This is a genomic window from Pseudomonas sp. PSE14 (genome assembly GCF_029203285.1).
In the GTDB taxonomy this organism is placed as follows: domain Bacteria; phylum Pseudomonadota; class Gammaproteobacteria; order Pseudomonadales; family Pseudomonadaceae; genus Pseudomonas.
In genome coordinates, this window is sequence record NZ_CP115669.1 from 2,403,061 (window position 1) to 2,425,851 (window position 22,791).

20 protein-coding genes are annotated in these 22,791 nt (G+C 63.7%); all 20 read right to left on the bottom strand.

The genetic code is table 11. The features are described from left to right. Positions 1 to 19: 19 nt before the first annotated feature. Positions 20 to 1,423: an RtcB family protein gene (locus tag O6P39_RS11280; protein WP_275611417.1), complete on the bottom strand. Its 1,404-nt coding sequence runs from the start codon at positions 1,421 to 1,423 to the stop codon at positions 20 to 22. 184 nt (positions 1,424 to 1,607) lie between these two features. After that, positions 1,608 to 3,068 (bottom strand): NADH-quinone oxidoreductase subunit NuoN, encoded by a 1,461-nt coding sequence (gene nuoN / locus O6P39_RS11285; protein ID WP_275611418.1) that lies wholly within the window; start codon positions 3,066 to 3,068, stop codon positions 1,608 to 1,610. Between the two features lie 7 nt (positions 3,069 to 3,075). Beyond that, positions 3,076 to 4,605, bottom strand: a complete 1,530-nt coding sequence (gene nuoM, locus O6P39_RS11290; protein ID WP_275611419.1) for an NADH-quinone oxidoreductase subunit M — start codon at positions 4,603 to 4,605, stop codon at positions 3,076 to 3,078. A gap of 27 nt (positions 4,606 to 4,632) precedes the next feature. Beyond that, entirely contained in the window at positions 4,633 to 6,480 is a 1,848-nt protein-coding gene (gene nuoL, locus O6P39_RS11295; protein WP_275611420.1) for an NADH-quinone oxidoreductase subunit L, read from the bottom strand. Further along, complete coding sequence (gene nuoK / locus O6P39_RS11300) at positions 6,477 to 6,785, bottom strand: NADH-quinone oxidoreductase subunit NuoK (protein ID WP_024765121.1); 309 nt, start codon at positions 6,783 to 6,785, stop codon at positions 6,477 to 6,479. Before nuoK ends, nuoL begins: the two co-directional genes overlap by 4 nt. Positions 6,786 to 6,789: 4 nt before the next feature. Then, complete coding sequence (nuoJ, locus tag O6P39_RS11305) at positions 6,790 to 7,290, bottom strand: NADH-quinone oxidoreductase subunit J (protein ID WP_275611421.1); 501 nt, start codon at positions 7,288 to 7,290, stop codon at positions 6,790 to 6,792. Between the two features lie 11 nt (positions 7,291 to 7,301). Next, entirely contained in the window at positions 7,302 to 7,850 is a 549-nt protein-coding gene (gene nuoI / locus O6P39_RS11310) for an NADH-quinone oxidoreductase subunit NuoI (protein WP_015477483.1), read from the bottom strand. Between the two features lie 11 nt (positions 7,851 to 7,861). Continuing rightward, positions 7,862 to 8,851 carry an NADH-quinone oxidoreductase subunit NuoH gene (gene nuoH / locus O6P39_RS11315; protein WP_275611422.1) on the bottom strand — a complete coding sequence of 330 codons (990 nt, stop codon included), beginning with the start codon at positions 8,849 to 8,851 and terminating at the stop codon, positions 7,862 to 7,864. Next, positions 8,848 to 11,562: an NADH-quinone oxidoreductase subunit NuoG gene (gene nuoG, locus O6P39_RS11320; protein ID WP_275611423.1), complete on the bottom strand. Its 2,715-nt coding sequence runs from the start codon at positions 11,560 to 11,562 to the stop codon at positions 8,848 to 8,850. Before nuoG ends, nuoH begins: the two co-directional genes overlap by 4 nt. Before the next feature lie 130 nt (positions 11,563 to 11,692). Further along, positions 11,693 to 13,042 carry an NADH-quinone oxidoreductase subunit NuoF gene (gene nuoF / locus O6P39_RS11325; RefSeq protein ID WP_275611424.1) on the bottom strand — a complete coding sequence of 450 codons (1,350 nt, stop codon included), beginning with the start codon at positions 13,040 to 13,042 and terminating at the stop codon, positions 11,693 to 11,695. Then, positions 13,039 to 13,539 carry an NADH-quinone oxidoreductase subunit NuoE gene (gene nuoE / locus O6P39_RS11330; RefSeq protein WP_259759663.1) on the bottom strand — a complete coding sequence of 167 codons (501 nt, stop codon included), beginning with the start codon at positions 13,537 to 13,539 and terminating at the stop codon, positions 13,039 to 13,041. The genes nuoF and nuoE overlap by 4 nt, the downstream gene beginning before the upstream one ends. Then, on the bottom strand, positions 13,536 to 15,317 hold the full coding sequence (gene nuoC, locus O6P39_RS11335; RefSeq protein ID WP_275611425.1) for an NADH-quinone oxidoreductase subunit C/D: 1,782 nt from the start codon (positions 15,315 to 15,317) through the stop codon (positions 13,536 to 13,538). The genes nuoE and nuoC overlap by 4 nt, the downstream gene beginning before the upstream one ends. Before the next feature lie 60 nt (positions 15,318 to 15,377). Continuing rightward, positions 15,378 to 16,055: an NADH-quinone oxidoreductase subunit B gene (locus O6P39_RS11340; protein WP_015477477.1), complete on the bottom strand. Its 678-nt coding sequence runs from the start codon at positions 16,053 to 16,055 to the stop codon at positions 15,378 to 15,380. Between the two features lie 10 nt (positions 16,056 to 16,065). After that, complete coding sequence (ndhC, locus tag O6P39_RS11345; RefSeq protein ID WP_015477476.1) at positions 16,066 to 16,479, bottom strand: NADH-quinone oxidoreductase subunit A; 414 nt, start codon at positions 16,477 to 16,479, stop codon at positions 16,066 to 16,068. Positions 16,480 to 16,920: 441 nt separating this feature from the next. Next, the gene (locus tag O6P39_RS11350; RefSeq protein ID WP_275611426.1) at positions 16,921 to 17,412 is read right to left on the bottom strand and encodes a DUF4442 domain-containing protein; all 492 of its coding nucleotides are present in this window, start codon (positions 17,410 to 17,412) and stop codon (positions 16,921 to 16,923) included. A gap of 172 nt (positions 17,413 to 17,584) precedes the next feature. Beyond that, positions 17,585 to 19,180 carry an isocitrate lyase gene (locus tag O6P39_RS11355; protein WP_275611427.1) on the bottom strand — a complete coding sequence of 532 codons (1,596 nt, stop codon included), beginning with the start codon at positions 19,178 to 19,180 and terminating at the stop codon, positions 17,585 to 17,587. Positions 19,181 to 19,689: 509 nt separating this feature from the next. Then, entirely contained in the window at positions 19,690 to 20,505 is an 816-nt protein-coding gene (locus O6P39_RS11360; RefSeq protein WP_275611428.1) for a secretin N-terminal domain-containing protein, read from the bottom strand. Next, the gene (locus O6P39_RS11365; protein WP_275611429.1) at positions 20,502 to 21,128 is read right to left on the bottom strand and encodes a histone acetyltransferase HPA2; all 627 of its coding nucleotides are present in this window, start codon (positions 21,126 to 21,128) and stop codon (positions 20,502 to 20,504) included. The genes O6P39_RS11360 and O6P39_RS11365 overlap by 4 nt, the downstream gene beginning before the upstream one ends. A gap of 9 nt (positions 21,129 to 21,137) precedes the next feature. After that, positions 21,138 to 21,566 carry a GNAT family N-acetyltransferase gene (locus tag O6P39_RS11370; RefSeq protein WP_152224077.1) on the bottom strand — a complete coding sequence of 143 codons (429 nt, stop codon included), beginning with the start codon at positions 21,564 to 21,566 and terminating at the stop codon, positions 21,138 to 21,140. Further along, the gene (locus O6P39_RS11375) at positions 21,559 to 22,734 is read right to left on the bottom strand and encodes a cupin domain-containing protein (protein ID WP_275611430.1); all 1,176 of its coding nucleotides are present in this window, start codon (positions 22,732 to 22,734) and stop codon (positions 21,559 to 21,561) included. The genes O6P39_RS11370 and O6P39_RS11375 overlap by 8 nt, the downstream gene beginning before the upstream one ends. Positions 22,735 to 22,791: the final 57 nt, after the last annotated feature.

Consider the following 22,791-nt stretch of genomic DNA (forward strand, 5'->3'; position numbering starts at 1 on the left):
GAAGCGGGGCTTTTGTTCTTTAGGCCTTGAATGTCAGCCAGGGTCTCATGCGTGCCAGAGGCGAGATAAGGCCAGCTTCTTCCTGTGCCTCGATTACCGGGCCGACAGGCTTGTATGCGCTGGGGGCTTCTTCGATACGACGCTCTTCGCGAAGGGTCACGCAATGCCAGGGCAGTGCACTATCGGCTGGGGTCTTGAGCGCCCGAACCGCTTGGCGTCTCAGGCTGCGGCCGGCGCCATGGCTACATGACCATAGCCAGTCCGGATTGCCCAGGCCGCTGGCCAGGTAGGAGTAGTCGCCCATCGAACCGGGAATCAGCAGCAGGTCCCCGGCGCGGGCCGGAGTCGCTCCTTTGCGGTGGATGTTCAGACCCTGTTCCTGCAGTACGACGTTATGCGGTACATCGACTATCAGAGCGCTGTCATCGGACTGGAAGGTTTCGCGCAGAACCTTGCGTACCAGTTCCGCGAGAACGACGCGATTCAGCCAGGCATATCGCGCCGCGACTCCCATGGCCGCGAGGTACTCGCCTGCAAGCTCGCCGGTCAGCGCGTAGAGCCCCGATGCCGGGTGACGTCGGCCTTTCGGCCAGGCGTCCCGTGCCCTATCCATCCACCGTTGCCCCACATGGAAGCCAACATCGCGGGAGCCGCTGTGAATCATGATGACCAATTCATTGGGCTTCAGTCCCAACGCGTAGGCCTGCTTGCGATCGATGATTCGATCCACCAGTTGCAGCTCGACGAAATGGTTGCCCGAACCGGTGGTACCCAGGCTCGGATCGCGAATCAGCGTTCGTCTACGGTCACGCAATGCTTCCGGTGCGTACCGCAGCTGACCGCTGAACTCTTGTAGACCGATGCAATTATTCAGCTCACGGAAGAGGCGAGGGCGGTCGGCATTGGCCCAGAGGCCATCCTCGCTGAGGAGGTCGAGGCAATGGCCTGGTCCTTCGGCGAAGAGTGCTTCGAAAGCTTGCACCTTCATTGGTACATCGCGGCTGTTGCGTAGCAGAGAGTGAGTGAGCAGATCGACCAGGCGCTGCCGGTTGGACTCGGCCTGTTCCAGGCTGATGCCGGTCCGTAATAGGCGCATGCCACAGTTGATGTCCGTACCAATGGCAGCGGGAATGACGAAATCCTCGGTGCTGGCCACTATCGAACCGACTGGCGCGATGCTTCCGGGATGGAAGTCAGGTGTTGCGCATGCCTTGCATACGTGGCCATCCGCATCGGGTGCTTGCACGGAGGCGAAGTCCAGCAATTGGCGTACGGCCTTTTCTTCCAGTGGAAAACTCGCTGGAAGAAGAACGCGTGCTGATGTGCTGTCGGTGGAACGGGTAAGCGTAATGATGTCCTGCTGGCGTTCGACTTGAATGCCGCTGCGCAGGAAGGCTTTTTGAAGCCGGGAAAGTTTGTTCATGTCAGTGCTACTTGAGTAGACGAAAGCAGGCCGCCCGGAAAACCGGGGGCTGTACGTCTTTCCGCTCAGCAGCACAGGCGGGAAGGGAGGCGAAATTTAAGTCGGTGTTGTCACGCTGTCAACCAGCCGGTTGGTTCGCAAAAGAAAAACCCCGCCGAAGCGGGGTTTTTCATGCCTGTCGATCTCAGCCGGCGATGGCCAGACCCGTGTGCTGCAGGATGTCCAGCAGCGGCTGCGGGTACACGCCGAGGAAGAAGGCGAGCAGGGCGATGGCCACCAGCATGATGCCGCCGGCGCGCTGGGCCCAGTCCAGGGGAGCGTCGTGGCGCTTCATGTTCGGCTCGACCAGGAACATGGTCACCATGACGCGCAGGTAGTAGAACAGGCCGATGGCGCTGCCCAGTACCAGGGCACCGACCAGCCACCACAGGTGGGCTTCGACGCCGGTAGCGACCACGTAGAACTTGCCGATGAAGCCGGCGGTCAGCGGGATGCCGGCCAGGGACAGCATCATCACGGTCATCACCGCGGTCAGCACCGGACGGCGCCAGAACAGGCCGCGGTACTCGAACAGCGCATCGGCGTCGCGGCCGCTGTACGGGGTGGACATCAGGGTGACCACGCCGAAGGCGCCGAGGGTGGTGACCACGTAGGTGGTCAGGTACACGCCGACGGTTTCCACGGCCAGGCCCTTGCTCGCCACCAGGGCAATCAGCAGGTAACCGAAGTGGGCGATGGAGGAGTAGCCGAGCAGACGCTTGATGTTGCTCTGGGTCAGCGCTAGCAGGTTACCGATCAGGATCGAGGCGATGGCGATGACCGCGATGGCGTCATGCAGCAGGCCGTTGTTCAGGGCCGCCGGAGCGATCTGGAACAGGCGCAGCAGCACGGCGAACACGGCGACCTTGCTGGCGGTGGCGAGGAACGCGGCCACCGGGGCCGGGGCGCCTTCATAGACGTCCGGGGTCCACAGGTGGAACGGCGCCAGCGACAGCTTGAAGCCCAGGCCGACGACCATCATGCCGACGCCGATGGACAGCAGCGGACCATGGCTGGTGCCTTCGGCCAGCGAGGCGCCGATAGCCGAGAAGCCCAGGCTACCGGATTCGGCGTAGAGCAGGGCCATGCCGAACAGCAGGAAGGCGGAACCGGCGGCGGACAGCACGGTGTACTTGATGCCCGCTTCCAGGGTGCGCTTGTTGAAGAAGGCGTAGGCCACCATGCCGTAGACCGGCACCGACAGCAGTTCCAGGCCGATGAACAGGCCGGCCAGGTTCTGCGCGCTGACCAGCACCAGGCCGCCCGCGGTGGACAGCAGCAGGAGCAGGTAAAGTTCTTCGCGGTTGCCCGGGTAGCTCTCCATGTAGGCATGGGCGAGCGTGGTGCAGGCCAGGGCGCCGACCAGGATCAGCGCCATGTAGAAGCAGGCGAAATTGTCCACCAGCATCAGCGGGGTGACTTCGATCGGGGTGACTTTCAGCACCGGCAGGATCGACAGCAACGCGAGGTTGAGACCGATCACCGAGAGGGTAGCGGTCAGCGAGTGGTTACGCTTCCAGGCCACGGCAAGCATCACCACCACCAGGGTGGCGCTGGTGATGAGCAGCGGCAGGAGCGCGATGAAGTGTTGGATCGTGAAGGTCATGTCGCGCTTACCGTGCTGCCAGGGTGGAGAGGGCAGCGTCCAGCCATTGCTGGACGCCGTGCATGGTTGCCGCGGAGGTGTCGAGGACCGGCTGCGGGTATACACCCAGCAGGACCAGCAGCGCCGCGAGGCCCAGTACCATGAAGAGCTCACGGAAGTTCAGGCCGGCGATCGCACCTTCGGACTTGGATGGGCCGAAGTACGCGCGGTGGATCATGATCAGCGAGTAGACCGAGCCGAACACCAGGCCGAAGGTGGCGATCACGGTGATCACCGGAACGACCTTGAAGCTGCCCAGCAGGATCAGGAATTCGCCGACGAAGTTACCGGTGCCCGGCAGGCCCAGCGAGGCGGTGGCGAAGAACAGGGCCACGGCCGGCAGGTACGGGATGCGCGACCACAGGCCACCCATCTTGCGCATGTCACGGGTGTGCAGGCGCTCGTACAGCTGGCCGCACAGGATGAAGAGCGCGGCAGCGGAGAGGCCGTGGGCGATCATCTGGATCACCACGCCCTGCATCGCCTGCGGGCTGCCCGAGTAGATGCCGATGATGACGAAGCCCATGTGCGACACGGAGGAATAGGCCACCAGGCGCTTGATGTCGGTCTGTGCGAACGACAGGAAGGCGCCGTAGAAGATGCCGATCAGACCGAGGGTCATGGCGACCGGGGCGAACTCCGCCGAAGCGTTGGGGAACAGCGGCAGGCCGAAGCGGATCAGGCCGTAGGCGGCGGTCTTCAGCAGGATGCCGGCCAGGTCCACGGAACCGGCGGTCGGCGCCTGGGCGTGGGCGTCCGGCAGCCAGGAGTGCACCGGTACCACCGGCATCTTCACCGCGAAGGCGACGAAGAAGCCGAGCATCAGCAGCCACTCGGTGTGCTCCGGCATCTGGGTCTTGAGCAGGTCGGCGTAGTTGAAGGTCAGCACGCCGGTGCTGTTGTAGTGCACGAACACCAGGCCCAGGATCGCCACCAGCATCACCAGGCCGCTGGCCTGGGTGAAGATGAAGAACTTGGTGGCGGCGTAGATGCGGGTCTTCTTGCCGTCGTCCGAGCTATGACCCCAGAGCGCGATGAGGAAGTACATCGGCACCAGCATCATTTCCCAGAAGAAGAAGAACAGGAAAAGGTCGACGGCGAGGAACACGCCGATCACACCGCCCAGGATCCACAGCAGGTTCAGGTGGAAGAAACCGATGCGGCGCTGGATCTCGTTCCAGGAGCAGAGCACGGACAGCACGCCGAGCAGGCCGGTCAGGGCGACCATCAGCAGGGACAGGCCGTCCATCGCCAGGTGCACGCTGATACCGAAGCGCTCGATCCAGGCCAGCTTGAACTCGAGGGTCCATTGCGGCTCGCCACCCGGCGCGGGCGCCAGCTGGAAGTCACCGGTGTGCCACACCCACAGGCTGAGGGCGAGGGTGAGGGTCATCGACCCCAGCGCGACCCAGCGGGGCAGGGTCTTGCTGGTGTACTCGGCGATCCAGCAAAGGAAGCCGCCGATGAAGGGGATCAGGATTAGCCAGGGCAGAATCATGTCGGGCTCAATCTCATTCGTGAAGTTTTAAGCCAGCAGCAGCGCGCCGAGGAGCAGCGCGGCGCCACCCACCAGGGAAGCGGCGTACCAACGCAGGCGGCCGTTCTCGGTGAGGCTGAGGAGTTTGTGACCACCGCGGGCGGTGAGCGGGACCAGGACAAGCGACTTGTCGATCGGGTCCGCGGCCAGCAGGCGGCAGATCAGCAGATAGGGTTTCACGAACAGCTTGTCGTACACCCAGTCGAAGCCCCAGGCATGGAACCACCAGGTGCCGAAGAAGCGGCCCGGCGCGCTCTGGGCGACGGCGCTGACGAAGCGGCGCTTGCCAAGGAACAGCAGGCCGGCCAGCAGGATGCCGGCGATGGCGATGGCACCCGAGGCGATTTCCAGGCTGTGCTTGGCTTCGCCACCGGCGTGACCGGCGCTTTCCGGCAGTACGCCGGCCAGCGGCGGGGTGATCAGCGCGCCGATGAAGGTGGACAGCACGATCAGTACGCTCAGCGGCAGCCAGTGGCTGATGCCGTGGCCCGCGTGCGCCTCGGTCTTCGCTTCGCCGTGGAAGGCGATGAAGATCAGGCGGAAGGTGTACAGCGAGGTCATGAACGCACCGACCAGACCGGCGATCAGCAGGTTCTGGTGACCGCTGGCGAAGGCTTCCCAGAGGATTTCGTCCTTGGAGTAGAAGCCGGCGGTCAGGAAGGGGAGGGCGGCCAGGGCGGCGCCACCGACCACGAAGCTCGCATAGGCCAGCGGCAGCTTCTTCCACAGACCACCCATCTTGAAGATGTTCTGCTCGTGGTGGCAGGCGACGATCACAGCACCCGAAGCAAGGAACAGCAGGGCCTTGAAGAAGGCGTGGGTCATCAGGTGGAAGATCGCGCCACCCCAGGCGCCAACGCCCAGGGCCAGGAACATGTAGCCGATCTGGCTCATGGTCGAGTAGGCGAGGATGCGCTTGATGTCGGTCTGCACCAGGGCGGCGAAGCCAGCCAGCACCAGGGTCACGGCGCCGACGATGCCGACCAGCTCCAGGACGTTCGGAGCCAGCTCGAACAGGCCGTGGCAGCGGGCGATCAGGTAGACGCCCGCGGTCACCATGGTGGCGGCGTGGATCAGCGCGGAGACCGGAGTCGGGCCGGCCATCGCATCGGCCAGCCAGGTCTGCAGCGGCAGCTGGGCCGATTTGCCGACGGCGCCGCCGAGCAGCATCAGGGCCGCCAGGTTGACCCACAGGTCGCCCTTGGCGAAGTGCTGCGGAGCCAGGACCAGCAGCTCCTGGATGTTCAGCGTGCCCAGGTGCTGGAACAGGATGAACATGCCGATGGCGAAGAACACGTCACCCACGCGGGTCACGATGAAGGCCTTCAGGGCCGCGTTGCCGTTGGGCACGTGGTTGAAGTAGAAGCCGATCAGCAGGTAGGAGCACAGGCCCACGCCTTCCCAGCCGAAGTACACGAACAGCAAGTTATCGCCGAGCACCAGGAACAGCATGCTGGCGATGAACAGGTTGGTGTAGGCGAAGAAGCGCGAATAGCCGGCTTCGCCACGCATGTACCAGGAGGCGAACAGGTGGATCAGGAAGCCGACGCCGGTGACCACGCCGAGCATGGTGACCGACAGGCCGTCCAGGTACAGGGTGAAGTTGGTCTTGAAGTCACCAACGCTCATCCACTGCCACAGCACCAGGCTGTAGGCACCACCTTCGGGCGGGTTGCTGTGGAAGCTCCAGATCGCCCAGAAGGCGGAGAGGGCGGCCAGGCCCACGGAGCCGACACCCACCAGTGCCGAGAAGTTTTCCGACCACTTGCCGCGGGAGAAAGACAGCAGCAGGAAGCCGACCAGGGGGAACAGGAATGTAAGGGGCAGCAGGTTCATCCGCGCATCTCGCTTGCAGCGTCGATATCGAGGGTATGGAAGCGGCGATACAGCTGGAGCAGGATCGCCAGGCCGATGCTCGCCTCGGCCGCGGCCAGGCTGAGCACCAGGATGAACATCACCTGGCCGTCGGGCTGGGCCCAGCGGCTACCGGCGACCACGAAGGCCAGCGCGGCGGCGTTCATCATCACTTCCAGGCTCATCAGTACGAACAGGATGTTGCGTCGTACCATCAGGCCTACCAGGCCGAAGCAGAACAGCACACCGGCGAGTGCCAGTCCGTGTTCGAGAGGGATTGTGTTCATGGTGTTATTCCTTCGCTTCGTGGCGGCCGAGGTGGTAGGCGGCGACCAGTGCCGCCAGCAGCAGCATCGAGGCCAGTTCGACGACCAGCAGGTAGGGGCCGAACAGGCTGATGCCCACGGCCTTGGCGTCCACGGTGGTGTGGCCGATGCCGGCACCGCTCGGGGTGCGCGACAACATCCACAGCAGCTCGACCATCAGCACCAGGGAGAGCGCGCCAGGGCCGATCCAGACGCCGGGCTTGAGCCACTTGCGTTCCTGTTCGGCAATCGCCGGGCCGAGGTTGAGCATCATCACCACGAAGACGAACAGCACCATGATCGCGCCGGCGTAGACGATGATCTCCAGGGCACCGGCGAACGGGGCGCCGAGGCTGAAGAAGGTCATCGATACGGCGAGCAGCGAAACGATGAGGTAGAGCAGGGCATGCACCGGATTGCTGTTGGTGATGACCCGCAGGGTTGCCAGCACGGCGACGCCGGCGGCGAAGTAGAAAGCGAATTCCACGCGACGTCTCCTTACGGCAGCAGGCTCTTGACGTTGATCGGTTCGGCTTCGTTCTGCGCGGCGCCTTTCGGCTTGCCGGCAATGGCCATGCCGGCAACGCGGTAGAAGTTGTAGTCCGGGTTCTTGCCGGGGCCGGAGATCAGCAGGTCTTCCTTCTCGTAGACCAGGTCCTGGCGCTTGAACTCACCCATCTCGAAATCCGGGGTCAGCTGGATCGCGGTGGTCGGGCAGGCTTCTTCGCACAGGCCGCAGAAGATGCAGCGGGAGAAGTTGATGCGGAAGAACTCGGGGTACCAGCGACCATCGTCGGTCTCGGCCTTCTGCAGGGAGATGCAGCCGACCGGGCAGGCCACGGCGCACAGGTTGCACGCAACGCAGCGCTCCTCACCGTCGGGGTCGCGGGTGAGGACGATGCGGCCACGGTAGCGCGGCGGCAGGTAAACGGGTTCTTCCGGGTATTGCAGGGTGTCACGCTTGCGGAAGGCGTGACCGAAGATCATCACCAGGCTGCGCAGCTGGGTGTAGGTGCCGTGCACCACGTCGAAAATGTACTTGATCATGGTCCTACTCCTTACTGGGCCGCCAGCACGACTGCGCCGGTCACCAGCAGGTTGATCAGGGTCAGCGGGAGGCAGAACTTCCAGCTGAAGGCCATCACCTGGTCATAGCGCGGGCGTGGGATCGAAGCCCGCAGCAGAATGAACATCATGATGAAGAAGCCGGTTTTCAGGGCGAACCAGATGAACGGGATCTGCGGCAGGATGCCGAAGGGACCGTGCCAGCCGCCGAAGAACAGGGTCGCCAGCAGCGCGGACACCAGCACGATGCCGATGTACTCGCCAACGAAGAACATGCCCCATTTCATGCCGGCGTACTCGATGTGGTAACCGTCGGCCAGTTCCTGCTCGGCTTCGGGCTGGTCGAACGGGTGACGGTGAGTCACGGCGACGCCGGCGACGAAGAAGGTCATGAAGCCAAAGAACTGCGGAATGATGAACCACATGTGCTCGGCCTGGTAATCGACGATGTCGCGCAGGCTGAACGAACCGACCTGAGCCACGATGCCCATCAGCGACAGGGCCAGGAACACCTCATAGGAGATGGTCTGGGCCGAGGCGCGCAGGCTGCCGAGGAGGGCGAACTTGTTGTTGCTCGACCAGCCGGCGAACAGCACCGCGTACACGGTCAGGCCAGCCATGGCGAAGAAGAACAGGATGCCGATGTTCAGGTCCGCCACACCCCAGGTCGGGGTGATCGGGATGATCGCGAAGGCCACCAGCAGCGCACCCATGGCGATCATGGGGGCGAGGGTGAAGATCATCTTGTCGGCGAACGGCGGGGTCCAGTCTTCCTTGAAGAACATCTTGATCATGTCGGCGCCAAGCTGGAAGGCGCCGAAGGGGCCAACCCGGTTCGGACCATAGCGGTCCTGCCAGAGGCCGAGCAGACGACGCTCGACCCAGCTCAGCAGCGCGCCGCAGACGACCACGGCGAGCAGGATGACGATGGCCTTGATGACCTCGATCAGGATGTCGACGATGGCGGGTGTCAGCCAGCTCATTGTGCAGCCTCCTGCAGACCTTCAGCGACAGCGCCGATGACACCGGCGGGAATGCCTTGCAGACCGATCGGCAGGGCGACCAGGCCGGCCCCGAGCTCTTCGCTCACACGCAGCGGCAGGCGCAGTTCCTGGCCCTTGACAGTCAGGCGGATGATCGCGCCTTCGTTGACGCCCAGACGGTCAGCCTCGGATTTCGCCAGGGTGACGTAGGTCTGCGGGATGCGCTCCTGCACCGGTGCGGCCTTGGCGGAGTTCTCCTCGCTGCCGAACAGGTGATAGAAGGGCACCACCTTGAACTGGCTGGCGGCGGTGTGGAACGGCGCGGGAATCTCGCTGAACCAGAGGGCCTGGCCCTTGGCCTCGATCAGGCGCACGCCCGGGTCGCCGGCGCGCAGATGGCCGCCGACTTCGTCCTGGAACTTGTTCCAGGCCTGCGGGGAGTTCCAGCCCGGGGACCAGGCGAACGGAATCTGCTGACGCGGTTCGGCGCTGCCGGCGTAGCCTTCCATGGAGAAGGCGAACGGCGAGTCGATGTCCTGCGAAGCGCGCGGCTCGCTGACATTGATGTTGGCACGCATGGCGGTACGGCCGGAGTAGCGGTGCGGCTCGCGCGCCAGCTTCAGGCCCTTGATGCGGAACGCGGCATTCGGCGCAGCTTCGCGGATGCCCGCCAGTTGCGGCTTGGCGGCGACGACGGCGTCGATCACGTGGTCCAGCTGGGTCCAGTCGACACGCTTGCCTTCGAGGGTGCTGTGCAGGGCATGCAGCCAGCGCCAGCCTTCGCGGACCAGGATGTCGGCGTTGTAGTAGGCCGGGTCATAGACCTGGAAGAAGCGCTGGGCGCGACCTTCCTGGCTGACCAGGGTGCCATCGCCTTCGGCGAAGCTGGCGGCCGGCAGCAGGACAGTAGCCTTGGCGGTGGTGGCAGTCTGCTGGTGATCGGCGACGATGACGATCTTCGCAGCGGCCAGGGCAGCGTCGACAGCGGTGGCGTCCGCGCGGCGGTACAGGTCGTTCTCCAGGATCACCACGGCATCGGCGGCGCCGGAGGTCAGCTGCTGCAGGGCGGCTTCGACGGATTCACCACCGAAGAGGGCAAGGCCCAGGCTGTTGGCTTCCGGAACCACCAGGCTCAGGGAGCCGTTCTTCTCGCGGTTCTTCAGCGCGCTGGCAATGTTGGCGGCGGCTTCGATCAGGGCGTTGCTGCCCAGCGAAGTGCCGGAGATGACCAGCGGACGCTTGGCGGCGACCAGGGCATCGGCGATGCGCTGGGCCAGGGCAGCGGCTTCGGCGTCGAGGCCGGCGACGGCCGGGGCGCTCGAATCGATCGCGTGGGCCACGGCGAAGCCCAGGCGAGCGAGGTCTTCGGTGGCGGCGTGCACGCACTCGGCGGCGACGTCGTCCAGGCGGGTTTCATCGAGGCTGGCGATGAACAGCGGGTTCATCTCGTGCTGGGCGATGGTCTTCACCGCGGCGTCGAGCCACGGCTGGATCTTCATCGCGGCGGCCATGTCCTCGCCCTTGCCTTTTACCGACTGGCGCAGGGCCAGGGCGATACGGGCAGCGGTCTGGGTCAGGTCTTCGCCGAGCACGAACACGGCGTCGTGGTCTTCGATGTCACGGATGGTCGGCACCGGCAGCGGGCCGTCCTGCATGACTTTCAGCACCAGTTGCAGACGCTGCAGTTCGTCAGCGGAAATGCCGCTGTAGAAGTTCTGCGCGCCGACCAGGGCGGAGAGGGCGTAGTTGCTTTCCAGGCTGGCGCGCGGCGAACCGATACCGATGACCTTGCGGCCTTTGAGCAGTGCAGCGGTCTGGTCCAGAGCACCGTCCAGCGAGAGCTTCTGCTTGCTCAGCATCAGCTGCGGCTGGCGCGGACGGTCTTCGCGGTTGACGTAGCCGTAGCCGAAGCGGCCGCGGTCGCACAGGAAGTAGTGGTTCACCGAGCCGTTGTAGCGGTTCTCGATGCGGCGGATTTCACCGTAACGCTCGCCGGGGCTGATGTTGCAGCCGCTGGAGCAGCCATGGCAGATGCTCGGGGCGAACTGCATGTCCCACTTGCGGTTGTAGCGTTCGGAGTGGGTCTTGTCGGTGAACACGCCGGTCGGGCAGACCTCGGTCAGGTTGCCGGAGAATTCGCTCTCCAGTACACCGTCCTCGATACGGCCGAAATAGACGTTGTCGTGCGCGCCATAGACGCCCAGGTCGGTGCCGCCGGCGTAGTCCTTGTAGTAACGGACGCAGCGGTAGCAGGCGATGCAGCGGTTCATCTCGTGGGCGATGAACGGGCCGAGCTCCTGGTTCTGGTGGGTGCGCTTGGTGAAGCGGTACCGGCGCTGGTTGTGGCCGGTCATCACCGTCATGTCCTGCAGGTGGCAGTGACCGCCTTCCTCGCAGACCGGGCAGTCGTGCGGGTGGTTGGTCATCAGCCATTCGACGACGCTGGCGCGGAACTGCTTGGCCTCTTCGTCTTCGATGGAAATCCAGGTGTTGTCGGTGGCGGGAGTCATGCAGGACATGACGAGACGACCGCGTTTGTCGTTCTCGTCGGTGTACTGCTTGACCGCGCACTGGCGGCATGCGCCGACGCTTCCGAGCGCCGGGTGCCAGCAGAAGTAGGGGATGTCGAGACCGAGGGAGAGGCAGGCCTGCAACAGGTTGTCCGCTCCGTCGACTTCTAACGTCTTGCCGTCTACGTGGATCGTGGCCATGGGTCTAAGTCTTCGTTGGCCCGTTGTCAGCGGGCGTGGCTAATAGAAATCACGGTTTCATCGGGCCGGCGGCACGCCGCGGCACTACAACGAAACAACGCCGGGCGACTTCCGCCCGGCGAACAAAGCATCAAGCGCCGACGGTCCGCGGTGCTTGTACGGCCTGAGCCTGGCGGGAAATGCCCGCTTCGAACTCGGGACGGAAATACTTCAGTGCGCTGCCCAGCGGCTCGACGGCACCCGGTGCGTGGGCACAGAAGGTCTTGCCTGGGCCGAGGAAGTTGACGAGCTGCTCGAGGGTTTCCAGGTCGCCCTGGGCGCCTTCGCCTTTCTCCAGCGCGCGCAGGACCTTCACGCTCCACGGCAGGCCGTCACGGCATGGAGTGCACCAGCCGCACGATTCGCGGGCGAAGAACTCTTCCATGTTGCGCAGCAGCGAAACCATGTTGACGCTGTCGTCCACCGCCATGGCCAGGCCAGTACCCATACGGGTGCCGACCTTGGCGACGCCGCCGGCATAGAACAGGGCGTCCAGGTGTTCCGGCAGGAGGAAGCCGGTACCGGCGCCGCCCGGCTGCCAGGCCTTGAGCTTGTAGCCGTCGCGCATGCCGCCGGCGTAGTCCTCGAACAGCTCGCGGGCCGGAAGGCCGAAGGGCAGTTCCCAGATGCCGGGATTCTTCACCTTGCCGGAGAAGCCCATGAGCTTGGTGCCCATGTCTTCGCTGCCCGGACGGGCCAGACCCTTGTACCAGTCCACACCGTGCTCGACGATCGCCGGTACGTTGCACAGGGTCTCGACGTTGTTCACGCAGGTGGGCTTGCCCCATACGCCGACGGCGGCGGGGAAGGGCGGCTTGGAGCGCGGGTTGGCGCGGCGGCCTTCCAGCGAGTTGATCAGCGCGGTTTCTTCACCACAGATGTAGCGGCCGGCGCCGGTGTGCACGAACAGCTCGAAATCGAAACCGCTGCCGAGGATGTTCTTGCCCAAGAGGCCTGCGGCCTTGGCTTCCTCGATGGCGCGGTTCAGGTTGCGCGCTGCGTCGACGTACTCGCCACGCAGGAAGATGTAGCCGCGGTAGGCCTTGAGGGCGCGCGCGGAGATCAGCATGCCTTCCACCAGCAGGTGTGGCAGCTGCTCCATGAGCATGCGGTCCTTCCAGGTGTTGGGTTCCATCTCGTCCGCGTTGCACAGCAGGTAGCGGATGTTGAGGGATTCGTCCTTGGGCATCAGGCCCCACTTCACGCCGGTGGGGAAGCCCGCACCGCCGCGGCCCTTGAGGCCGGAGTCCTTGACGGTCTGGACGATGTCGTCGGCGGCCATCTGCGCCAGCGCCTTGCGCGCGGCGGCGTAGCCGTTCTTCGACTGGTATTCCTCCAGCCAGACCGGGGCGCCGTCGTCACGCAGGCGCCAGGTCAGCGGGTGGGTTTCGGCCGCACGCGCCGTGCGGTTGGGCGTGCCGTAGGAGGTGAGGCGACTCATGCGTAGGCCTCCAGCAGTTTGGCGACGCCGTCGGGACGCAGGTCACCGAAGGTGTCGTCATCGATCATCATCGCCGGGGCCTTGTCGCAGTTGCCCAGGCAGCACACCGGCAGCAGAGTGAAACGGCCGTCGGCGGTGGTCTGGCCGAGGCCGATGCCCAGCTGCTTCTGGATCTCGCCGACCACGGATTCGTGGCCGCCGATGTAGCAGACCATGCTGTCGCAGACGCGGATGATGTGGCGGCCGACCGGCTGGCGGAAGATCTGGCTATAGAAGGTAGCCACACCTTCGACGTCGCTGTCCGGGATGCCGAGGATCTCGGCGATGGCGGGGATGGCGCCATCCGGCACCCAGCCACGCTGCTTCTGGACGATCTTCAGGGCTTCGATGGACGCCGCGCGGGAGTCCTCGTAGTGATGCATCTCGTGCTCGATGGCCGAGCGCTCGGTTTCGCTGAGTTCGAAACGATCAGTCTGGATAAGGGTACTCATGATCAGCGGTCCACGTCGGCCATAACGAAGTCGATACTGCCCAGATAGGCGATCAGGTCGGCAATCATGCTGCCGTTGATCACCGACGGAATCTGCTGCAGGTGCGCGAAGCTGGGCGTCCGGATGCGGGTCCGGTAGCTCATGGTGCTGCCATCGCTCGTCAGGTAGTAGCTGTTGATGCCCTTGGTCGCTTCCACCATCTGGAAGGCTTCGTTGGCCGGCATGACCGGGCCCCAGGAAACCTGCAGGAAGTGGGTGATCAGGGTTTCGATGTGCTGCAGCGTGCGCTCTTTGGGCGGCGGCGTGGTCAGCGGGTGGTCGGCCTTGTACGGGCCTTCGGGCATGTTCTTCAGGCACTGCTCGATGATGCGCAGGCTCTGGCGCATCTCACCCATCTTGACCATGCAGCGATCGTAGGCGTCGCCGTTGTGGGCCAGCGGCACTTCGAACTCGAAGTTCTCGTAGCCGGAGTAGGGGCGGGCCTTGCGCAGGTCGAAGTCGCAACCGGTGGCGCGCAGGCCGGCGCCGGTGGTGCCCCATTCCAGCGCTTCCTTGGTGTTGTACTGGGCAACGCCGATGGTACGGCCACGCAGGATGCTGTTCTTCAGGGCGGCGGTTTCGTACTCGTCCAGGCGCTTGGGCATCCAGTCGAGGAATTCACGAACCAGCTTGTCCCAGCCGCGCGGCAGGTCGTGGGCGACGCCGCCGATGCGGTACCAGGCCGGGTGCAGGCGGAAGCCGGTGATGGCTTCGACGACCTTGTAGGCGCGCTGGCGGTCGGTGAAGGTGAAGAACACCGGGGTCATCGCGCCCACGTCCTGGATGTAGGTACCCAGGTAGAGGAGGTGGTTCAGGATGCGGAAGAACTCCGACATCATGATGCGGATGACGTCGACGCGCTGCGGCACCTTGATGCCGGCGAGCTTCTCGACCGAGAGCACGTACGGCAGGTTGTTCATCACGCCGCCGAGGTAGTCGATACGGTCGGTGTACGGGATGAAGCTGTGCCAGGACTGACGCTCGGCCATCTTCTCGGCGCCACGGTGGTGGTAGCCGATCTCCGGTACGCAGTCGAGGATCTCTTCGCCGTCCAGCTGCAGAATGATGCGGAACGCACCGTGGGCGGACGGGTGGTTCGGGCCGAGGTTGAGGAACATGAAGTCCTCGTTCTCGCCGTGGCGCTTCATGCCCCAGTCTTCAGGCTTGAAGCGCAGGGCTTCCTGCTCCAGCTCCTGCTTGGCGACGGAGAGGGAGTAGGGATCGAACTCGGTGGCGCGCGCCGGGTAGTCCTTGCGCAGCGGGTGACCTTCCCAGGTCGGCGGCATCAGCATGCGGGTCAGGTGCGGGTGACCATTGAAGGTGATCCCGTACATGTCCCAGACCTCACGCTCGTACCAGTTGGCGTTCGGCCAGATACGGGTGGCGGTGGGCAGGTTGAGGTCGCCCTCGGACAAGGCCACCTTGATCATCACGTCACTATTACGCTCGAGCGACATCAGGTGGTAGAACACGCTGAAGTCGGCGCCCGGTAGGCCGCGACGGTGGGTGCGCAGGCGCTCGTCGACCCCGTGCAGGTCATAGAGCATGACGTACGGCTTGGGTACGTTGCGCAGGAAGGTGAGGACGTCGATCAGGCGCTCACGGGACACCCAGAGCACCGGCATGCCGGTGCGGGTGGCCTGGACGGTGAAGGTCTCGGCGCCAAAGCGGGAATTCAGTTCGACGACGATGTCTTGGTCGTCTGCCTTGTAAGGCGGGATGTACAGAGCGGAGTCTGCATTCATAGTCTTAAGTCACACTCGGTCAACGGTGGAGTGAATACGGGCCTCTCGTGGAGGGCCGGATCACACTTCGTCGGGGCTGCGCAGGTTGGTGACCGCAATGCGCTGTTCGCGCTTGAGATCCTTCTGGGCAGGCATGTCGGCACGATAGATGCCTTGATCGCCTACAACCCAGGACAACGGGCGACGCTCCTGGCCGATGGATTCCTGCAGCAGCATCAGGCCTTGCAGGAACGCCTCAGGACGGGGCGGGCAGCCGGGGATGTACACGTCCACGGGGAGGAACTTGTCGACCCCCTGAACGACCGAGTAGATGTCGTACATGCCGCCGGAGTTGGCACACGAACCCATCGAGATCACCCACTTGGGTTCCAGCATCTGCTCGTACAGGCGCTGGATGACCGGGGCCATCTTGATGAAGCAGGTGCCGGCAATGACCATGAAGTCAGCCTGGCGCGGCGATGCACGGATCACTTCGGCGCCGAAGCGGGCGATGTCGTGCGGCGCGGTGAACGCCGTGGTCATCTCCACGTAGCAGCAGGACAGACCGAAGTTGTACGGCCACAGGGAGTTCTTGCGACCCCAGTTGACCGCACCGTTGAGAACATCTTCCAGCTTGCCCATGAAGATGTTCTTGTGGACCTGCCCTTCGATGAGCGGGTCTTCTACCGTTTCGCGCTGGCCGATCGGGTACTGATCATTGGGCGCATCCGGGTCGATCCGGGTAAGTTTGTATTGCATCGCCAAAGCCTCATTGTTTTAGCTTCGCCTGCCGTGCGCGACGTGCCGCCGGTGCCCAATCGAGCGCGCCGATACGCCACAGGTAGACAAGACCTGCCAACAGAATTGCTATGAAAATGGTTGCCTCGATCAGACCGGCCCAACCGCTTTCACGGACGGACACGGACCAGGCGAAGAGGAAGAGGGCTTCGACGTCGAAGATCACGAAGAGCATCGCGACCAGATAGAATTTTGCCGACAGACGCAGGCGTGCGCTGCCGGTAGGAACGATCCCGGATTCGAACGGTTCGTTCTTGCTGCGACCAAATGCCTTACTGCCAAGCAGGCTGGAAACCCCTAGCATGAAGCCGAGCAGGCCCAGCACTCCTAAAAGGAAGGCGGCGAGTCCCCAGTGTTGAGCTGCAAGTTCAGCTGGATTGGGCATGCCGATACTCCTTCCTACAAATAACGATTGTCTTGGGTTCCGGGCGATGGCCCGACTGCACGAACCCGACAACTCAAGGATAGTGAGCTAAGGGTTCAGGTCATCTTTCCAATTTTATGCCCAAAGCCTTCAGCAAGTAAATTTTTCCAACACAAACAGACGCTTCTAAATCGGGCAAAAGGCTTTTGCATTTCCGTAAGCCCTCTGCCTGTGCGGTCCTCGGCGCCTAGTGTGCCGGCACTTCGGCTTTGGTCGAATGGTACTTTCGAGGTATTTGGCCGCAATAAATCGGCACTCTTTAAATGATAAATATTATCATTTGCAGTGTCGTATATCCGTAACTTTACTACATATAAGCGGCGAGCCCTTTTCTTCAGTCACTTCTGCAACATTCAATTATCCCCATCCGGTTTTGTTGGGCGCCTCTCCTTTCGGGATGGTTCATTTATTTTTTGCGATCCAGGCCCAGCGCATTTCACAGCGGATCGGCTCGCCGCCAGTGTCGTCCAGCACGGTCACCTGAATCAGCGCTTCCCCCTTGTCCTCCTCCCGCATTGCGCGGCGTTGCTCCGCTGTCAGCGTGGCGATGGCGCGCAGACCGCCGTTGGCGCGGCGTCGGTAGTCGATCGTGAGGCTCTTGATCAGCGGCAGCTTGTGATCGGGCAGATTCATGCCGACCATGCAGCCGCTGGCGGACTCGGCGAGCAGCGCCATGGCGGCCGCGTGCACGCCGCCTATGTGATTGCGTACGCGCCGGTGGTTGGCCAGGCTCATTCGCACTTCGTCGCTTGAGAGTTTCTGGATGCGCACATTGGCGGTGCCAGCGAAGCGCACCTGGGAGCAGAACAGGCGGCTCAGCAGCGGCTCGTGAAGGCGGCGCGGAAGGCGCTGGATGAGATGGGCGGCGAGGGCGAGGCGGTTGCGCTTGGGCATGGGCTTTTCCGTGCATATAAAGGAAGCACGAGGCTGGCATGTCGGCGCGGATCTGCCCTTGGCGGGCGGGGAGAGGGTGGCTGGCGGTTCGGCCAAGCACAAAAAACAAGACCCCGGCTGAGGCCGGGGTCTTGCGGTGCCTGCCGGCCCCGAGGGGCCGGTGAACCAGTTCTTAGTGGAACTGGTTCATGGTGTTGTCTTTACCCGAGGCTTTCAGAGCGGCTTCGCCAGCGAAGTACTCTTTGTGGTTGTCGCCGATGTCCGAGCCAGCCATGTTCTGGTGCTTGACGCAGGCGATACCCTGACGCAGCTCCTGACGCTGCACGCCCTTCACGTAGGCCAGCATGCCCTGGTCGGCGAAGTAGCCCTTGGCCAGGTTGTCGGTGGACAGCGCGGCGGTGTGGTAGGTCGGCAGGGTGATCAGGTGGTGGAAGATGCCGGCGTGGGCCGAACCGTCGCGCTGGAAGGTGCGGATCTTCTCGTCAGCGATCTGTGCCAGTTCGGTCTCGTCGTACTCGACGCTCATCAGCTTGGCGCGGTCGTAGGCGGAAACGTCCTTGCCTTCGGCGACGAACGCATCGAACACCTGCTGGCGGAAGTTCAGGGTCCAGTTGAACGACGGGCTGTTGTTGTAAACCAGCTTGGCGTTCGGGATGACCTGACGGATGCGGTCAACCATGCCCTTGATCTGGCCAACGTGCGGCTTCTCGGTTTCGATCCACAGCAGGTCGGCGCCGTTCTGCAGCGAGGTGATGCAGTCCAGGACGCAACGGTCTTCGCCGGTGCCCTTGCGGAACTGGAACAGGTTGGAAGCCAGGCGCTTGGGACGCAGCAGCTTGCCGCCGCGGTTGATCACCACGTCGCCGTTCTGCAGGTCGGAAGCGGAGATTTCTTCGCAGTCCAGGAAGGAGTTGTACTGGTCGCCCAGGTCGCCCGGCTCGCGGGTTACGGCGATCTGCTTGGTCAGGCCGGCGCCCAGGGAGTCGGTACGAGCGACGATCACGCCGTCGTCGATGCCCAGCTCGAGGAACGCGTAGCGAACGGCGTTGATCTTGGCGAGGAAGTCTTCGTGCGGAACGGTCACTTTACCGTCCTGGTGGCCGCACTGCTTCTCGTCGGAAACCTGGTTCTCGATCTGGATGCAGCAGGCACCGGCTTCGATCATCTTCTTGGCCAGCAGGTAGGTCGCCTCGGCGTTACCGAAACCGGCGTCGATGTCGGCAATGATCGGCACCACGTGGGTTTCGAAGTTGTCGATCTGAGCCTGTACTTCGGCTTCCTTGGCCTTGTCGCCGGCAGCGCGGGCGGAGTCCAGGGCGGTGAACAGCAGGTCCAGTTCGCGGGCGTCAGCCTGGCGCAGGAAGGTGTAGAGCTCTTCGATCAGGCCGGCGACCGCGGTCTTCTCGTGCATCGACTGGTCCGGCAGCGGGCCGAAGTCGGAGCGCAGGGCGGCAACCATCCAGCCGGACAGGTAGAGGTAGCGCTTGTTGGTGGTCTTCAGGTGCTTCTTGATGGAGATCAGCTTCTGCTGACCGATGAAGCCGTGCCAGCAGCCCAGGGACTGGGTGTAGACGGAAGCGTCCGCATCGTACTCAGCCATGTCCTTGCGCATGATGGCTGCGGTGTACTTGGCAATTTCCAGACCGGTCTTGAAGCGGTTCTGGACGCGCATGCGGGCAGCGTACTCGGGGTTGATCGCGCTCCAGCTGTTGCCGTTCTTCTCTTTGAGCGCGGCGACTGCTTTGATCTCGTTCTGATATGCGGACATGGCCAATCCTTCAAAAGAATGTGTTTGGTTAAGCACCGACTACCCACATGAAACCGCACCTGAACGGTACTGACTGCGGGTTGCTCGCCGCGGGATGGCGAAGGGGCGACCGAAAGAAGGAGTGACGCTGGAGGAGTGGGGTGGCGCGGCGTACAGACGGGTGACTGCAGCGGTGACATCCAGAATCGCTTGCCGGCTCGTGGCAGCCGTTGGGCGATGGTGGACGGCTGAATCCGTCACTTCGTGCTGTTACTAAGGCTTGCTTCCCCGTCCCTCAGGACAACCTCTTGCCAGTCGCAACCTCGTCGATCCGCCTTGTGGGCTTAACAACACGAACCGGCGCGACAGGTGCGTCGCTGGCGCGGTCCGGAGGGCTTTGAAGCCCTCTGGTTAGCGGGAGCGAGGCCATCATGCACGTTCAAACGAGCGTTCGTCAAACGTTTTGTAGTGTTTTTTTTGGACTACTACACGAAGGTCTAACGAGGACCGGCAAGTCACCTACGGAAGGATTAGTCGAGCACTTCGACCTTCACCCGCAGGTTGCTGTCGTTGCGGCCCTGGGTGCTGTAGTGGCGAGCGAAACCGCTCTGGGTGCTTTGATTGCTTTCGCTGACGCCGCCGACCTCGATCCACTGGCCGAGCGGGCCGCTGATGCTGGTTTCGGTGGCGCTGGTGTTCATCGAGCCCTGATAGTTGCCGTTGAAGCGGTCGTTGCGGGTGCTGAGGGTGATGTGCACGAGGTTGCCGGTAAGGCTCGCGGTCACGTACATGCCCTGGTTGGCATCGCGGTACTCGGTCTGGCTGTAGACCTGGCCATAGGGGCCGATGCCGGCGTTGGTCACCGGTTGGCTCTGGCCGACCTGGATGAATGCGGGTGAGCCCTCGGTGGCACGCACCTGCTGGGTGCCACCGCCGCGACTGTTGGTGGAGCGGTTGATGATGCGCACCTGGTCGCGGCCGTTGACTTCGCCGCGACCGGCCTGGATTTCCACGTTGCCGGCGCTGACCGAGCCATTCACCGCGTAGCCGCTCTGGTCGCTCTGGCTGCCGTCGCTGGTGTCGACGCTGATCAGCAGTTGGTGGGGGCGGGTGTCCAGTTGGCTGAGCACCTGTTGCAGTTCGCGGATCTTCGCCAGCTCGGCGTTCACGATCAGTTGGTTGCCATAGGCGGTGACCCGGCCTTCGTTGCCCAATACCGACTGCGCCACCGGCAGCACGTCCTCGGCGGTGCGGTAGTTGAGCGGAATGACCTCGGTGCGGGGTGCGGCGATGGCGGCCAGGCTGAATCCGCAAGCAAGGAGCAGGGCGAGAGGGCGTCGGGTCAAAGCAGGAAGCTCCGCAGATTCGGGTCGAGGAGGCTGGTGTTCCAGGTCTGTTCGAACTGTTCCAGTAGCTGGCGGGCGCGGCCGGGGTGGTTGTAGTGGGCGTAGCCGGCGTAGTCGCCCGGCTCCGGGCGCAGCAACAGGCCGCAGTCGTCGGCCAGCAGGAAGGCGTGATCTTCGCTGGGGTAGTCCGGGTTGATCCGGCGGATCTGGCAGTAGCTGGACAGGCGCCGGCTGAGATTCAGCAGGCGATGGCCGTCCTTCACTGCACGGGCGCTGTCGCGCACCAGGATCATCAGGCGGTTGCGCGGGTTGCTCAGCAGCAGTTGGGTGCAGGCTGCCTGGATGCTGCTGTGGTGGTACAGCCAGGGCTCCAGGTCGGGGGTGTAGAGGTAGAGGGTGCGCTGCGCCTGCTGCATCAGTGCCAGGGCATGGGCGCGGGCCTCTTCAGGCTTGTTGAAGCGGTGCACTTGGTCGCCTTCGCCAAGGCGGAACGGCGCGGGTTCCAGCGCTTCGGGCGGCAGGGCTTCGCTGGGTGGGTTGTGAATGGCGAAACGTCCCGGAGACTGGAACTCGATGTCCGGCAGTTCCACCGGGAGGTCGTCTTGTTCCGGGACGTTGTCCATTTCGCTGCCTCAGTCGCTTTCGCGCACCATGTCCACGTGGGGAAGGCCGGCGTCGAGGAATTCACCGCTGGCTACCTTGAAGCCTAGCCGTTCGTAGAAGGGAATGGCGTAGACCTGGGCGGTCAGCAACTGGCGTTTCAGGCCCTGGCTTTCGGCTTGCTCGATGGCGGCGCGCATGAGCAGGTCGCCCACCTTGAGACCGCGCCAGTCCTTGAGGACGGAAACGCGGCCGATGTGCCCGTCCGGCAGGAGGCGGGCGGTGCCGATGGCGTAGTCGCCTTCGAAGGCCAGGAAGTGCACGGCTTCGACATCCTCGGCGTCCCATTCGAGTTCCGGCGGGACCGATTGCTCGGCGATGAAGACCGCCTCGCGAATGCGCCGCAGATCGGCATTATCCTTCTGCCAGTCCGCGACGCGAACCCTGATCTTGCTACTCATCGGCAAACTCCAGACTGCCCTGTTTGATCAGCTCTCCGATGAGCTTACGCCCATCGTCATCGGCCAGCCATTGGCCGAGATTCCCTTCGTGCAGCGATTGGGCCGAGCACACCAGCTTGAGCAGGTCGCGCAGTTTTTCCGGCAGGACCACGGTCTGGCCGCTGGCGAACAGCAGCAGGCCGACGTCCACTTCGCTCCAGGCCATTCGTGCGCTGGGGTTGCGGATCAACACGGCGCCGTCGGCAATCGCTCTGGTCAGTTCGTCTTCCTCGATTTCCTCACCGGCGACCAGTTCCGGGTAGCGTGGCTCGGTCATGAACTGGCCGAACCAGGTGAGCAGCAGTCGCTCGTCGCTCATGTGCTCCTGCAGCAGGTTCTTCAGGCGGTCCAGAGCGTCGCGCTGGATCTTGTGCTGGTCTTCATCGGCTTTCACCGCGCTCATGCCGGCGTCGCTGTAGCGCTCTTCATCGGTGAGGAACTGGGCGAGGAAGTCGGTGAAGTGGGTCAGGACTTCGGCGGCGCTGGGGGCGCGGAAGCCGACTGAATAGGTCATGCAGTCATCTTCGGCGATGCCGTAGTGGGCCACGCGCGGCGGCAGGTAGAGCATGTCGCCCGGTTCCAGTACCCATTCGGCGCTTTCTTCGAATTCGGCGAGGATGCGCAGGTCCTGGTGCGGCAGCAGGGGGCTGCTGGCGTCGCAGGTCTGGCCGATCTTCCAGCGGCGCTGGCCGTGGCCCTGCAGGAGGAACACGTCGTAGTTGTCGAAGTGCGGGCCGACGCCGCCGCCCGGTGCGGCGTAGCTGATCATCACGTCGTCGATGCGCCAGCTGGGCAGGAACTTGAAGTGTTCCAGCAGTTCGGCGACTTCCGGGATGAATTGGTCGACGGCCTGCACCAGCAGGGTCCAGTCGCGCTCGGGCAGGTCCTTGAAGGTCTCTTCCTTGAACGGGCCGCGGCGCAGTTCCCAGGGGCTGTCGCCGTGCTCGATGACGATGCGCGACTCGATCATCTCTTCCAGGGCGAGGCCGGCCAGCTCGTCAGGCTCCAGCGGGCTCTTGAAGTCCGGGATGGCCTGGCGTACCAGCAGGGGCTTTTTCTGCCAGTAATCGCGGAGGAATTCTTCGGCGCTGATGCCGCCCAAAAGCTGAAGAGGAATAGCAGGATTCATGGTTAAGTCCTTGAAACAAAAACGCCCGGCACAGCCGGGCGTGCAAAGTCAGGGCGA

What these genes read in the sequence shown, in the direction of transcription:
- nuoH (WP_275611422.1), bottom strand. Translation starts at nt 8,851, where the DNA reads ATGAGCTGGCTGACACCCGCCATCGTCGACATCCTGATCGAGGTCATC.
- O6P39_RS11370 (WP_152224077.1), bottom strand. Translation starts at nt 21,566, where the DNA reads ATGAGTAGCAAGATCAGGGTTCGCGTCGCGGACTGGCAGAAGGATAAT.
- nuoI (WP_015477483.1), bottom strand. Translation starts at nt 7,850, where the DNA reads ATGATCAAGTACATTTTCGACGTGGTGCACGGCACCTACACCCAGCTG.
- nuoN (WP_275611418.1), bottom strand. Translation starts at nt 3,068, where the DNA reads ATGACCTTCACGATCCAACACTTCATCGCGCTCCTGCCGCTGCTCATC.
- O6P39_RS11280 (WP_275611417.1), bottom strand. Translation starts at nt 1,423, where the DNA reads ATGAACAAACTTTCCCGGCTTCAAAAAGCCTTCCTGCGCAGCGGCATT.
- nuoF (WP_275611424.1), bottom strand. Translation starts at nt 13,042, where the DNA reads ATGAGTCGCCTCACCTCCTACGGCACGCCCAACCGCACGGCGCGTGCG.
- O6P39_RS11350 (WP_275611426.1), bottom strand. Translation starts at nt 17,412, where the DNA reads ATGCCCAAGCGCAACCGCCTCGCCCTCGCCGCCCATCTCATCCAGCGC.
- O6P39_RS11340 (WP_015477477.1), bottom strand. Translation starts at nt 16,055, where the DNA reads ATGCAATACAAACTTACCCGGATCGACCCGGATGCGCCCAATGATCAG.
- nuoG (WP_275611423.1), bottom strand. Translation starts at nt 11,562, where the DNA reads ATGGCCACGATCCACGTAGACGGCAAGACGTTAGAAGTCGACGGAGCG.
- nuoC (WP_275611425.1), bottom strand. Translation starts at nt 15,317, where the DNA reads ATGAATGCAGACTCCGCTCTGTACATCCCGCCTTACAAGGCAGACGAC.
- O6P39_RS11375 (WP_275611430.1), bottom strand. Translation starts at nt 22,734, where the DNA reads ATGAATCCTGCTATTCCTCTTCAGCTTTTGGGCGGCATCAGCGCCGAA.
- O6P39_RS11355 (WP_275611427.1), bottom strand. Translation starts at nt 19,180, where the DNA reads ATGTCCGCATATCAGAACGAGATCAAAGCAGTCGCCGCGCTCAAAGAG.
- ndhC (WP_015477476.1), bottom strand. Translation starts at nt 16,479, where the DNA reads ATGCCCAATCCAGCTGAACTTGCAGCTCAACACTGGGGACTCGCCGCC.
- nuoL (WP_275611420.1), bottom strand. Translation starts at nt 6,480, where the DNA reads ATGAACCTGCTGCCCCTTACATTCCTGTTCCCCCTGGTCGGCTTCCTG.
- O6P39_RS11365 (WP_275611429.1), bottom strand. Translation starts at nt 21,128, where the DNA reads ATGGACAACGTCCCGGAACAAGACGACCTCCCGGTGGAACTGCCGGAC.
- nuoM (WP_275611419.1), bottom strand. Translation starts at nt 4,605, where the DNA reads ATGATTCTGCCCTGGCTAATCCTGATCCCCTTCATCGGCGGCTTCCTT.
- nuoK (WP_024765121.1), bottom strand. Translation starts at nt 6,785, where the DNA reads ATGAACACAATCCCTCTCGAACACGGACTGGCACTCGCCGGTGTGCTG.